This window comes from Stenotrophomonas sp. YJH_SMC_43, from assembly GCF_059372535.1.
This window is the reverse complement of sequence record NZ_JCAFVQ010000001.1, coordinates 165882-178874: the sequence shown is the minus strand read 5'-3', so window position 1 is coordinate 178874 and position 12993 is coordinate 165882. Positions and strand designations below refer to the sequence as shown.

Sequence of the window (12993 nt, the reverse complement as noted above, 5' to 3'; positions counted from 1 at the left end):
CTTTGTTTTTCTGGGGTGTCTTTCATCCACGCATGGCGTGGATCTACTGATCCCGGCGCTCCCCGGTAGCTGCCGACCTTGGTCGGCGAATGCACCGCGACGCGTGCATGCCGCGTCGATGCCCGGCTTGCTATAGTGCGCGCGCCCTCAATCCATCACGGATTCGTTCCACATGCCCAACTTCCGTCCGCTTGCCATCGCCCTGGGCATCAGCCTGGCGACCCTGGTCCCGACCCACGACGCGTTCGCTGCCAAGAAAAAGGCTGCGCGTGCCCCGGCTGTCAGTGCCCAGTGCAGCGACTTCTATGACGCCACCAATGCAGGCTGGCTGAAGGCCAACCCGGTGCCGCAGACCGGCGCCACCACCGCGCTGGGCCAGCTTGTCGACCGCAGCCGCCAGCAGCAGCGTGAACTGCTCGACGCCGCGATGAAGGCGCCGCAGGGCAACGTGCAGAAACTGCTGGGTGACTTCTGGGCCAGCGGCCTGGACGAAGCCGCCGTGGAAGCAGACGGCTCCAACCCGATCGCTCCGCTGCTGACCCGCATCAATGCCATCAAGAAGGCCAAGGATGTGCCGGCCTCGATCGCCGCACTGCACCAGGTCGGCATCCCGGTGGCATTCAACTTCGGCCCGGACGTGGATCTGAAGGCGCTGGACCGCCACATCGGCTACTTCATGCAGGGCGGCATGGGCCTGCCGGACCCGGCGTTCTATACCCGCAGCGACGCCGACACCGTGGCGCTGATGGGCCGCTACCGCAACTACGTCAAGCAGATCCTGGCGCTGACCGGCACCCCGGCTGCCAAGCTGGATGCCGAGTCGCAGGCGGTGATCGCGCTGGAAACCGAGCTGGCACGCAATGCGCAGTCGCTGGCCGGCATCAACAACCCGTTCAACAACTACGCGCCGATCTCCACCAAGGAGCTCAACAGCCGCTACCGCAACCTGCAGCTGGATGCCTTCCTGAAGGCACAGGGCGTGGATGACGACCTGGTCTCGCTGGCCGACCCGGGCCTGTTCAAGCAGCTCGACGGCATGGTCACCAAGCTCAAGCCGGACCAGTGGAAGGCCTACCTGCGCTGGCGCGTGGGCGACTCGATGGCACCGTACCTGTCCAAGGCCTATCGCGACGCCGAGTTCGAATTCCGCGGCCGCGTGCTGCGTGGCGAAACCCTGCCGCCGCAGCGCTGGGAAGATGTGCTGGAGGCGATCAACGTGGCCGCCGGCCCGATGGTCGGTCGCGAGTACGCTGCCCGTTACCTGTCCGCCGAAGATCGCCGCCAGGCGGCGTGGATCGTCGACAAGGTGCGCGAAGTGCAGATCGAGGCGGTCAAGAACAGCAGCTGGATGAGCGCCGAAGCCAAGACCGAAGCGCAGGCCAAGCTGGCCGCGCTGAAGATCGAGATCGGCACCCCGCTGCGCGACCTCGACTACAGCGTGCAGCCGATGGGCCGCGGCTCGTTCGGCGGCAACATGCTGATTGCTTCGACCTGGCGCCATCGCGAAGAAATGAAGCGCATCGGCAAGGGCAACGCCGACCGTCGCTGGGACGTGCTGCCGCAGCAGCCGTCGCTGGCCTACGACCTGGCGCAGAACCGCCTGATCGTCACCGCCGCGATCCTGCAGGGCCCGGTGTTCAACGCCAAGGCCGATGCTGCCGACAAGTTCGGCAGCTTCGGTGGCCTGGTCGGCCATGAGCTGACGCGCGCGATCGATGCCAAGGGCGCGCTGGTCGACGCCAAGGGCGAGCTGCGCAGCTGGTGGACCCCGGCCGACAAGACCGCCTGGACCCTGCTCGGCGGCCGCGTGGCCGCGCAGTACAGCGCCTACGACTTCCCGGGCGTGAAGGGTGCCAAGGTCAACGGCACGCTCACCCAGGAAGAGAACCTGGCCGACATCGCTGGCCTGGAACTGGCCTGGGCGGCGTATGTCGCGCAGGAGCCGAAGGCCAAGCAGGCCCAGCAGCAGGGCTTCTTCCGCGCCTGGTCTGCGCTGTGGGCGCAGCAGCTGGCGCCGAACGAGGCCGTGCGCCGCCTGACCGCCGACATCCGTGCACCGGGCCTGTGGCGCAGCAACGGCACGCTGGCCAACCTGCCGGCCTTCGGTGCTACTTTCAGCTGCAAGGCCGGCCAGCCGATGCAGCGCAGCGAAGCGGAACAGATCAAGGTCTGGCGCTGAACCTGCTGCCACACGGATGATGCAGAGGGCGCCTTCGGGCGCCCTTTTTTGCGGGTGCAGCACGATCCCGGGTTAACACCCGGCATGCTATCGCTGCGGCTTCGTCCATCGCGGAGCCCCGACATGGCACACAAGAACACCATCTGTGTCTGGTATGACAACGGCGCGCTCGAGGCCGCCACCTTCTACGCCAGTATCCTGCCCGACAGCGCAGTAATTGCCGTACATCACGCACCGGGCGACTATCCCGACGGCAAGGAAGGCAACGTACTGACCGTCGAATTCACCGTCTGCGGCATCCCCTGCGTCGGCCTCAACGGCGGCACCGCGTTCAAGCACAACGAAGCCTTCTCCTTCCAGATCCAGACCGAGGACCAGGCCGAGACCGACCGCCTGTGGAACGCGATCGTGGGCAATGGCGGCCAGGAGAGCCAATGCGGCTGGTGCAAGGACCGCTGGGGCATCTCCTGGCAGATCAGCCCGCGCATGTTGATCGAAGCGGTGACCAGCCAGGACAAGGCACTGGCCAAGCGCGCCTTCAACGCGATGATGCCGATGAAGAAGATCGACATCGCCACCATCGAAGCAGCGATCAAAAAAGGGGACGGAGGGGATTAAGTCGTTTTTCCCCATTGCCGGTGACCCCATGCGAATTGCGACTTGATTCCCTCCGTCCCCTTTTCCCGAGGTGCTGATGTCCTGGGATGCAATCATCATCGGCGGTGGCCACAACGGGTTGGTCTGTGCAGCCTATCTGGCACGCGCCGGCAAGCAGGTGCTGGTGCTCGAACGGCGTGGTGTGCTCGGCGGCGCCGCGGTCACCGAGGAGTTCCATCCCGGCTTCCGCAACTCGGTGGCGTCGTACACGGTGTCATTGCTGCAGCCGAAGGTGATCGACGACCTGCAGCTGCATGCGCATGGGCTGCGCATCGTCGCGCGCCCCGTCAACAACTTCCTGCCATTGCCGGACGGCCGCCACCTGTTGTCGGCGCCCGGCCGCACCCAAGCCGAGGTGGCGAAATTTTCCGAGCGGGATGCACAGCGCCTGCCCGCATATGAAGCGCGACTGGAGATTTTCGCCGACGTGCTGCGTGCGTGGGCCCTGCGTACACCACCGGACCTGGGCGTGGCGGGTGGTTGGCGCGCACTACCCGCACTGTGGCAGATGGGAAAGCTCGGCCGCGAACTGGCGGCGTTGGATGCACCACTGCGGCAGGAGCTGCTGGACCTGTTCACGCTGTCGGCGGCGGAGTACCTGGACCGCTGGTTCGAGAGCGAGCCGATCAAGGCGCTGTTCGGCTTCGATGGCATCGTCGGCAACTACGCCAGTCCGTACACGCCGGGCAGTGCCTACGTGTTGCTGCATCACGTGTTCGGCCAGTGCAATGGCGTGAAAGGTGCGTGGGGCCATGCGATCGGTGGCATGGGCGCGATCAGCCAGGCCATCGCCGCCGCTGCACGCGAGGCCGGTGCGGAACTGCGCGTGGATGCCGGCGTGCAACGGGTACTGACCGAACAGGGCCGCGCCGTGGGGGTGGAACTGGCTAACGGCGAAACCCTGCGTGCACGCGCGGTGGTCGCCAACGTCAATCCGAAGCTGCTGTACGAACAGCTGCTGGAGCCGGCGCAGGTACCGGCTGCCACACGCGAGCGCATGGCGCAGTGGCGCTGTGGCTCGGGCACCTTCCGGATGAACGTGGCGCTGTCGCGGCTGCCGGACTTCCGCGCCCTGCCCGGCCCCGGCCCGCACCTGAGCGCGGGCATCATCCTGGCCCCCAGCCTGGACTACATGGATCGCGCGTGGCTGGATGCGCGGCGCGACGGCTGGTCGCGCGAACCGATCGTGGAGATGCTGATTCCCAGCACACTGGATGACTCACTGGCGCCAGCGGGGCAGCACGTCGCCAGCCTGTTCTGCCAGCACGTGGCGCCGGTGCTGCCCGACGGGCGTCACTGGGATGATCGTCGTGAAGCAGTGGCCGATCTGATGATCGCCACCGTTGAGCGGTATGCACCGGGTTTCGCTGACAGCGTGCTGGGCCGCCAGGTCCTGTCACCGCTGGATCTGGAGCGCACGTTCGGGCTGATCGGGGGCGACATCTTCCACGGTGCGCTCAGTGCCAACCAGTTGTTCTCGGCACGGCCGATGGTTGGCCAGGCCGGCTATCGCGGTGCCCTGCCCGGGTTGTATCTATGCGGGTCGGGTACCCATCCCGGTGGTGGCGTCACCGGTGCGCCGGGGCACAACGCCGCTCAGGTGGTGTTGCAGGATCTCTGAAGGCGTGCCGACCAACGGTCGGCACCTACCGCGTCAAATGATCCTGGCCAAGGTGTGCCAATCAAGGTTGGCACCTACAGCGTCAAATGACCCTTCAGATCATTTGACGCTGCGCAGATGGTTCGGGCGCTTCGGCGGGCCGGGCGGGCGACGCTTGTTGAATGGCGGCTGCCCACGCCAGTAGCGGATCAGCAGCCAACCGAACAGCATGCCGCCCAGATGCGCGAAGTGGGCCACGCCTGGCTGCCAGCCGGTCATGCCCAGCACCAGCTCACCCACACCGAACAGGATCACGAAGGTCCGTGCCTTCATCGGGATCGGCGGGAACAGCAGCATCACCCGCTGGTTCGGGAACAGCATGCCGTAGGCCAGCAGCAGGCCGAACACGCCGCCGGAGGCGCCCAGCACCGTGGCCGGATTCTCCAGCAGGGTACCCACCAGCAGCTGGCAGACACCGGCGCCAGCCACGCACACCAGGTAGTACAGCAGGAAGCGCTTCTCGCCCCAGGTCTGCTCCAGCGGCGCGCCGAACATGAAGACCGCCAGCATGTTGAAGAACAGGTGGCCGAAGCTGCCATGCAGGAAGCCATAGGTCAGCAGCTGCCACGGCTGGAAGTTGCCGCCCGGCGAGAACGCATCGAAGCCCTGCTGCAGCGGTTGCAGCATGAACGGCTCGAAGGTCTGCATGCCGAGCAGGAACGGCTGCTGCAGCAGGAACAGGATCGCGTTGGCGATCAGCAGGGCCTTGGTGACGGTAGGCAGTCGCGGGAACATGGGAGCACCGGCATGGAACGGCCTCCATCATAGCCGCAGCACCGTGTGTTGTTGGCGACCGGCAGGCGCAGCCTGTTCAGTCGCCAGCGGTGCTCAGCCCGGGCCCCACACGGCGGCATCCAGCGCCGCGGCCGGATCGGTGGCCGGCATCCGCACCCGGCCGTTCTCCACCACCACACCTTCGGCACGCAGCCGTTGTGACTGCTCGCGCCAACCAGCCGACCCTTCTTCCATGGCAATGCGCCCGTCCGAACGCAGCACGCGATGCCAGGGCAGGTCGGGATCGTCGTTCTGGCCGAGGATGCGCGCGGTCAAGCGCGCACGCCCCGGCAGGCCGGCACGCATCGCCACTTGGCCATAGCCCATCACCTGCCCCGCCGGGATCGCGCGGATCACCGCCAGGATGCGCGCCCGCGCCTGCTCCGGCGTCAGCGCCGCAGGCGGGTCACCAGTAGTACACCGATCAGCACCAGCACGGTGCCGGCGATCTGTGCCGGCCCCATCGGTTCGTCGAGCAGCCATAGGCTCATCACGATGGTGGAAACAGGGCCCAGCATACCGACCTGCGCGGCCAGCGACGAACCCACGCGCTGCACCGCCAGCATGATCGCCAGCACGGGCAGTACCGTGCACACGGTGGCATTGACCAGCGACAGCCATTGCACCGGCGCCGGTGCCTGCCACAGCAATGGCAGCGGATGGGTCACCGCGAAATGCAGCAGCACCAGCACGCTGGCCACGCAGCTGGCGTAGGCGGTGAGGCGCACCGCACCGATGCGCGCGACCACCTGGCCACTGCCGAACAGGTACAGCGCGTAGCTGAGCGCACTGCCCAGTACCAGCAGGCTGCCGACGATGATCTGCCCGCCCTCGCGCTGAAGATCGTGGCCGAAGGCGAGCAGCACGCCCAGATAGCTCAGCACCAGCGCACCGATCTGCCAGCGGCCCGGGCGCTGCCGTGCCAGCAGCACGTTGATCAGCAGCACCAGGGTCGGGTTCAAGTAAAGAATCAGCCGCTCCAGGGTCACGCTGATGTACTGCAGGCCCTGGAAATCGAGCAGGCTGGACAGGTAGTAGCCGGTGAAGCCCAGCCACAGCACGCGGGCGCGGTCGGCCCAGGACAGCGGCTCTGCCCGGCGCGCAGCCCACAGTGCCATCAGCACGAACAGCGGCAGCGCCATCAGCATGCGCAGGGCGAGCAACGTGGTGGCATCGACGCCGTGGCGCAGGCCGAGCTTGACGATGATGGCCTTGCCGGAGGCGGCGACGGCGCCGATCGCGGCCAGGCCGATACCCCCCAGCGCGATGCGCGGGGAAGCGGTGGCGATACGGGAAGCGGGGCTGGACATCAGGACGACGGCGGGCCGCATAGGGCGGCCCGGAAACGCATTGGGGGGCGCCCAGTATCGCATGGGGGCGCCAGGTGCCCTGTAGAGCCGAGCCTGCGCTCGGCTGCACCATGTCTGCACGGAATGCAGCCGAGCATAGGCTCGGCTCTACAACCGCCCAGGTCAGCGCATCAGCACCACTTCCTCGGCCGAGGTCGGGTGGATCGCCACGGTGTCGTCGAACTGGGCCTTGGTCGCCCCCATCTTCACCGCCACCGCGAAGCCCTGCAGGATCTCGTCGGCCGCTTCGCCCAGAAGGTGGATGCCCACCACCCGCTCTTCCGGACCAGCACAGACCATCTTGAACAGGCTGCGCTGGGTGCCGTTGGCCAGCGCCTGCAGCATCGGGCGGAAACGGCTGTGATACACGCTCACCTGATCGAAACGGGCGCGCGCCTCTTCTTCGCTCATGCCCACCGCGCCCAGCGGTGGATGCGAGAACACCACGCTGGCGACGTTCTCATAGTCCATCTTCGACTGCGGGCGGCCGCCGAACAGGCGATCCATCAGGCGCCGCGATGCAGCCACCGCCACCGGGGTCAGGCCAACCTTGCCTGCGATGTCACCCACCGCATGCACGTTCGGCACGCTGGTGGTCTGCCATTCGTCCACCTCCACCTGCTGGTGCTCACCGATGCCGATGCCCAGCGCTTCCAGGCCCAGGTCGCGACTGTTGCCGCGACGGCCGGTGGCGAAGAACACCGCATCGAATACGCTGTCGAGCGGACCATCATGGCCGAATGCACGCACACGCTCGCCATCGCGCTGCAGTTCGCGCAGGCGATAGCCGAAATGGATGCGCACGCCCTGCTGCTTCAGGTTCTCGGCCAGCTGATCGGTCAGCTCGTAGTCGAAGCGATCCAGCAGCCGCTGGCCGCGCACCAGCAGGCTGACCTTGCTGCCCAGTGCCTGCAGCAGGCCGGCCAGCTCCACCGCAATGTAACCGCCACCGATGATCGCCACCTCGGCCGGTGCCGCGCGCAGATCGAAGAAATCATCGGAGACCAGGCCCAGTTCGGCGCCGGGAATGTCGGGCCGCAGCGGGTGCGCGCCGGTGGCGATCAGGATGTGCTCGGCGCTGTAGCGCACGCCATCGCTGCAGGCCACGGTGTGGGCATCGAGCAGATGACCACGCGCCGGAATGCGCACCACGCCGGTTTCGTCCAGGCGCTTGTGGTAGCTGGTGTGGATGTTGCTGATATAGGCCTGGCGATGGATCACCAGTTCCTTCCACGACAGCGCCGGGCGCGCTTCGACATCGAAGCCCATCGCACTGGCCAGGCCGATGCGCTCGTGCAGGTCGGCCGCCAGCCACATGGCTTTCTTCGGCACGCAGCCGACATTGACGCAGGTCCCGCCCAGTTCGCCAGGCTCCAGCATCGCCACGCGCTTGCCGTGCTGCGCGGCGCGGATCGCGCCAGCCAGGCCGGCGGAACCGCCGCCAAGGACGATCAGGTCGTAATCATAGGGTGCAGTGCTCATCGGAATCGCTCGGGTCGGTAAGGGGCAGGATCGATCGCCGGCGTGCGGCCGCAGACGAGATCGGCGATCAGCTGGCCGGTGCCGGCGCTCATGCTGATGCCGAGCATGCCATGCCCCGCTGCAAGCCAGACGTGAGGATGTGCGGGCGCGCGGCCGATCAACGGCACATCGTCCACGCTCATGGGACGCCAACCGCACCACTGCTCCTGCAGCTGCGCACCACGCGGCGCGCGCAGGTAGTGGTCGGCAGCGTGCTGCAGGGCCTGCAGGCGGGTCGTGCGCAGCTGCGGGTCGGCACCGGCGAATTCCATGGTACCGCCCAGTCGCAGTGCTTCACGCCAGGCAATCACGAACACGGAATGGTCCTTCAGCACGACTGGGCGCTGCGGCACCTGCGCCGGTCGCGACCAGGTCAGCGAATAGCCCTTGCCGGGCTGGATCGGCACGCGCAGATCCAGTTGCCGTGCCCAGCGCGGTGACCACGGCCCGGTCGCCAGCACCAGCTCGCGTGCGTGCAGCGTGCGTTCGCCGACGTGCACGCGCACACCCTGCGCGTCGGCGCTGAAATCCCGCATGTCCGAGTGCTCTTCGATCACCACGCCCTGTGCGCGCAGCACGCGCGCCAGTTCGGCGGTGTAGCGGTCCGGACGCAGCTGCGCATCGCCGGGGAAGTGGATCGCACCGGCAAGGCGATCATGGAACGCTGGATTGTCGCGCGCGTAGTCGGCCCCATCGATGCGCACCGTGGCGATGCCCTGCGCGTTCAGCGCCTCACACTCGGCTGCATGGTGATCGAAATTGCGGGCGTCACCGAACACATAGTCCAGACCGCGCGCCTCGAACTCGCAGTCCAGCGCATGCGTCCGCACCCACTGCGCCAGGCGCAGCCGTGAATCATTCAACAGTGCGCCGCGTGCCCGCGTGGAGTGCAGCCAGTCATGCGCGTTGCAGCGCGCCCCGAACTGCAGCAGCCAGCGCCACAATGCAGGGTCCAGGCGTGTACGGACGTACAGCGGCGCACGCGGATCGAGCATCCAGCGCAGCGCCCGTAACGGCACACCAGGCGCTGCCAGCGGTGGCGCGTGGCTGGGGGTGATGGTGCCGCAGTTGCCATGCGAAGTCGCCGCACCCACGCGTCCCCGCTCGATCATACGGACCTGCCGGCCGTTCGCGCACAGCGCAAGCGCGGTGGCCAGGCCGATGGCACCGGCGCCCACCACGATCACATCCTCGCGCGCGCCCTGCATCGATCAGCCCTGCCCGGCCTCGCGCCGCATCGGCGGCCACTGCCGGTAGGTCATCGCGCGCCACAACCATTCCATCGGGCCAAAGCGGAAGCGGCGCAACCAGACGTGTGAAAGGGCCACCTGCACGGCAAACAACAGCAGTGCGAACAGCAGCTGCACGCTGCGTGGCATCATTTCGAACGCGCCCAGGCCGTAGTGGTAGAACACCCAGGTGCACAGCAGCGACTGGCCCAGGTAGTGGGTCAACGCCATGCGCCCGACCGGTGCCAGCCAGGCCAACCGCGCACGCCAATGCACGATCCACGCCAGGTAGCCCAGGCACATCGGCAGGCCACCGATCGTCACCAGTGCCATTGCGGTTGTCACCGGCAGATTGTAGGCACCCGGTGCCAGGTAGGGTTTCCAGGCAACACCGATCAACGTGACCAGCAGGCCCAACGGCAACGCAATCCAGCGCAGCGTCGCGTACAGGCGCGGGAAGCGCTCCGGTGCCGCCAGCGCGCCACTGCCGGCAAACCAGCTGCCGATCAGGAACATACCCAGCACCTCCGGGCCGGTGATCAGCAGCGCGCCCATCGACGTGCCGAACTCGCTCAGCCGCTGCGCATTGGCCTGCATCCAGCTGCCGTGCCCGTACACCAGGCGCTGCAGCTCGATGCTCTGCTGCGCGTCGGCGAGCATCTTCTGTACGTCTTCCGTCGAAGCCATCGACACCATCGCGCCCACCAGCAGCATCATCGCTATACCGCCGAGGTAGACCGTCACGCCCATCCACGGCAGCCAGCTGCGCGGCGCCTCGCGGCAGGCCAGCAGCGGCAACGAGACCAGCGCGTACATCACCAGGATGTCGCCGGACCAGACCAGCAGTGCGTGGCACAGGCCGATCAGCAACAGGCCAGCGCTGCGGCGCAGGTAGAACGGGGTGAAGTCGCGCCCGGCGGCCTCGGCGCGCTGCGCCATCACCGCGAAGCCGGCGCCGAACAGCAGCGAGAACAGGGTGAAGAACTTGCCCTGCACGAACACGTACACAAAGGCATCGGCCCAGTAATCGATGCCCTGCCAGTGCACGTCGATGCCAGTGAAAGCCAGGTCCAGCGGTCCGCTGAAGGCCTCGATGTTCATCAGCAGGATGCCCAGCAACGCCGCACCGCGCAGCACGTCCAGTAGGGCGATGCGTTCGCCGGAAGCCATCGGCTGCAGGGAAGGAGAAGCGGCGTTCACGGGGCATCCGTCAGGCAGGTCCGCCATTATGCCGCCGGCCCACACGCCATGTATGGCCGCGTCGTGTTCCAGAAACGCAACGGCCCGCCGAAGCGGGCCGTTGCTGCCATCACGATCGCGCTGCGATCAGTGGTGGTGGCCGCCGTCGCCGTGGACGTGGCCGTGGTCGATCTCTTCCTTGCCGGCTTCACGCACGTCAACGATTTCGACGTCGAAATGCAGGTCCTTGCCAGCCATCGGGTGGTTCAGGTCGACGTCGACGACGCTCATGCCGACCTTCTGCACGGTCACCGCACGCGGGCCGAAGTTGGTCTGCAGCACGACCTGCTGGCCCGGGGCCAGCTTGGTGTTGCCGAAATGCTTCTTCGGCACGCGCTGGGACAGGCCCTCGCGGCGCTCGCCGTAGGCATCAGCGGCAGTGACGTCGACGCTGAAGGTCGCGCCGGCTTCCTTGTCCATCATGGCGTTTTCCAGGCCCGGGATGATGTTGCCGTGGCCGATCAGGATCGCCAGCGGCTCGCCGCGGTCCTTGGACGATTCGATCGGCTCCTGGCCGACTTCGGAAACGGTGTAGTGGAAGCGGACAACGCGGTCTTTTTCGATCTTCATGCGCAACTCTGTCTGGATCTGCCGAAGGCAGGCGGGTTGGGGCGGGTTGTCGCCCGGCGGGGACGCCGCCATCATGACGGCCAATCCTAAGGTGGCGCATTATCCGGAGATCATGCACATCACGCCAGTTTCGTCCGGCCTGCGCCGGCTCCTCGCCCCGGCCCTGCTGCTGGCCCTGCCCGTGCTGATGACCGCCTGCGGCGGCGGCAAGGCCCCCCGCCCCGCGCCCCCCCCGCCGACGGCGAACTGGCCCAAGACCGTGCCGGACAACCCCGAGGCGGCCAACTCGGTACTGATGCGTGCCATCAGCCTGGTCGGCACGCCCTACCGCTACGGCGGCAACACCCCGGATTCCGGCTTCGACTGCAGCGGTCTGGTCGCCTATGTCTATCGCGAGATGCTGGACCTGAAACTGCCGCGCACCTCGCGCGACCTGGCGGCGGTACAGGGCCCGAAGATCGATCCGCAGCGCCTGGCCACCGGAGACCTGGTGTTCTTCGGCAGCCGCGGCAGCGTCACCCACGTCGGTATCTATGTGGGTGAAGGGCGCTTCGTGCACGCGCCGAGCACCGGCGGCACGGTACGCCTCGACTCGCTCAGCGGTCCCTACTGGAAGGACCACTACACAGGGGCGAAACGCGTCCTTCGCTAAAATGAACAGGCGATATGTTCAAAACTGTGACGCACATCACTATCAAACTAACGGTTTACTAACGGAATTTTTAACTTATTGCCGCTTTTACAGGGCATGATGCCCCATCGTTTTTTTCCTGTGACCGACGCGTGACGACTGACGACCTGAAAAGCGAAGGCCAGACTTCCGTATCTTCACGTAGTGCCCGCCCGCTGTTGCTTGGCCTGGCACTGTGTCTGACCAGCCTTCCGGCCTGGTCGCAGACTGCTCCGAGTCGTTCCGATGTGACCCCGGCCCCGGTGGCCGAGAGCACCGCCCGACCGGCCACCAAGGCCGAGGCCGCTGCTCCGCAGCGCAGCCGCGTCGATGCCGCCGCCAGTGCCACGCTGGCCGCCCTGCTGCCGCACCTGGCCGCCAATGACACCATTCCGCTGATGGACCGCTCGGCCGTGGTGGCCGGCGATCTCAGCCGCCTGCTCGCCAACTACGACACCAGCAGCGCCGCCAATGGCAGCGTTGTCGGCACCGCCGCCGATAACGGCAAGGTGCAGTCGCTGCTGCGCCGAGCGATGACCCTGCTGGGCACCCCGTACCGTTGGGGTGGCAGCAACCCGGACAGCGGCTTCGACTGCAGCGGCCTGGTCGGCTACGTGTTCCGCTCGGCGCTGGGCATTGAGCTGCCGCGCGTCTCGCGCGAGATGGCCCACGATGACAACGCCGAGCTGATCAACGACCGCACTGCGCTCGCCGCCGGTGACCTGGTGTTCTTCGGCCGCAAGGGCCGCGTCGACCACGTCGGCATCTATGTCGGTGATGGCCGCTTCCTGCACGCCCCGAGCTCGGGCAAGGACGTCCGCGTGGACACCCTGCTCAGTGGTTACTGGGGCAACAAGTTCATGCAGGCTCGTCGGGTCGACCTCTGACCCGCTGGCACTACGGCGCCGCCTGAAAGACAAAAAGCCGCTGCCCCGCAGCGGCTTTTTTGTTTGCGCCCCCGGTAGGTGCCGACCTTGGTCGGCATCGCGCCGCCTGCCCTGGTGGGTGCCGACCGTTGGTCGGCACTGCCTCCATCCACGCATGGCGTGGATCTACCAGGAGCCGCCTTGGCCGCCACCGCGCCAACCAGCTCCCAAACAAAAGGCCCGCCGGGTCAGGGCGGGCCTTTTACATCTCCACGCAAC

Annotated in this window: 12 protein-coding genes; 5 read left to right on the top strand and 7 right to left on the bottom strand. The window is 67.0% G+C overall.

The window, feature by feature from the left end; all coding sequences use genetic code 11:
* Positions 1-172 precede the first annotated feature (172 nt).
* The 3 genes from AC5QAH_RS00790 (at position 173) to AC5QAH_RS00780 (ending at position 4457) form a co-directional block, all read left to right on the top strand.
* Positions 173-2179, top strand: coding sequence for a M13-type metalloendopeptidase (locus AC5QAH_RS00790; protein ID WP_049454968.1), 2007 nt, complete (start codon positions 173-175; stop codon positions 2177-2179).
* Between the two features lie 123 nt (positions 2180-2302).
* Positions 2303-2797 (top strand): VOC family protein, encoded by a 495-nt coding sequence (locus AC5QAH_RS00785; protein WP_010483004.1) that lies wholly within the window; start codon positions 2303-2305, stop codon positions 2795-2797.
* 76 nt (positions 2798-2873) lie between these two features.
* A complete protein-coding gene (locus tag AC5QAH_RS00780) occupies positions 2874-4457 on the top strand; it encodes a phytoene desaturase family protein (protein WP_049454970.1) in 1584 nt (527 codons plus the stop codon).
* Positions 4458-4556: 99 nt separating this feature from the next.
* Here the strand turns inward: AC5QAH_RS00780 and AC5QAH_RS00775 are convergent, their stop codons facing one another.
* The 7 genes from AC5QAH_RS00775 to AC5QAH_RS00745 form a co-directional block, all read right to left on the bottom strand.
* Positions 4557-5231: a rhomboid family intramembrane serine protease gene (locus AC5QAH_RS00775; RefSeq protein ID WP_005410509.1), complete on the bottom strand. Its 675-nt coding sequence runs from the start codon at positions 5229-5231 to the stop codon at positions 4557-4559.
* A 93-nt stretch (positions 5232-5324) separates the two neighbouring features.
* A complete protein-coding gene (locus AC5QAH_RS00770) occupies positions 5325-5663 on the bottom strand; it encodes an MGMT family protein (RefSeq protein ID WP_224329410.1) in 339 nt (112 codons plus the stop codon).
* Positions 5660-6580 (bottom strand): EamA family transporter, encoded by a 921-nt coding sequence (locus tag AC5QAH_RS00765; RefSeq protein WP_049454982.1) that lies wholly within the window; start codon positions 6578-6580, stop codon positions 5660-5662. The genes AC5QAH_RS00770 and AC5QAH_RS00765 overlap by 4 nt, the downstream gene beginning before the upstream one ends.
* A gap of 162 nt (positions 6581-6742) precedes the next feature.
* A complete protein-coding gene (gene gorA / locus AC5QAH_RS00760) occupies positions 6743-8101 on the bottom strand; it encodes a glutathione-disulfide reductase (protein ID WP_049454972.1) in 1359 nt (452 codons plus the stop codon).
* Positions 8098-9348 carry an FAD-dependent oxidoreductase gene (locus tag AC5QAH_RS00755; protein WP_049454974.1) on the bottom strand — a complete coding sequence of 417 codons (1251 nt, stop codon included), beginning with the start codon at positions 9346-9348 and terminating at the stop codon, positions 8098-8100. Before AC5QAH_RS00755 ends, gorA begins: the two co-directional genes overlap by 4 nt.
* Positions 9349-9351: 3 nt before the next feature.
* Entirely contained in the window at positions 9352-10596 is a 1245-nt protein-coding gene (locus AC5QAH_RS00750; RefSeq protein ID WP_049454976.1) for a DUF418 domain-containing protein, read from the bottom strand.
* A gap of 99 nt (positions 10597-10695) precedes the next feature.
* Positions 10696-11178, bottom strand: a complete 483-nt coding sequence (locus tag AC5QAH_RS00745) for an FKBP-type peptidyl-prolyl cis-trans isomerase (RefSeq protein WP_010482989.1) — start codon at positions 11176-11178, stop codon at positions 10696-10698.
* A 73-nt stretch (positions 11179-11251) separates the two neighbouring features.
* Between AC5QAH_RS00745 and AC5QAH_RS00740 the strand changes: the two genes are divergently transcribed.
* Together AC5QAH_RS00740 and AC5QAH_RS00735 are read left to right on the top strand one after the other, a co-directional pair.
* Complete coding sequence (locus AC5QAH_RS00740; RefSeq protein ID WP_049454984.1) at positions 11252-11830, top strand: C40 family peptidase; 579 nt, start codon at positions 11252-11254, stop codon at positions 11828-11830.
* A 131-nt stretch (positions 11831-11961) separates the two neighbouring features.
* Positions 11962-12735, top strand: a complete 774-nt coding sequence (locus AC5QAH_RS00735; RefSeq protein WP_053092146.1) for a C40 family peptidase — start codon at positions 11962-11964, stop codon at positions 12733-12735.
* The last annotated feature ends 258 nt before the right edge of the window (positions 12736-12993 follow it).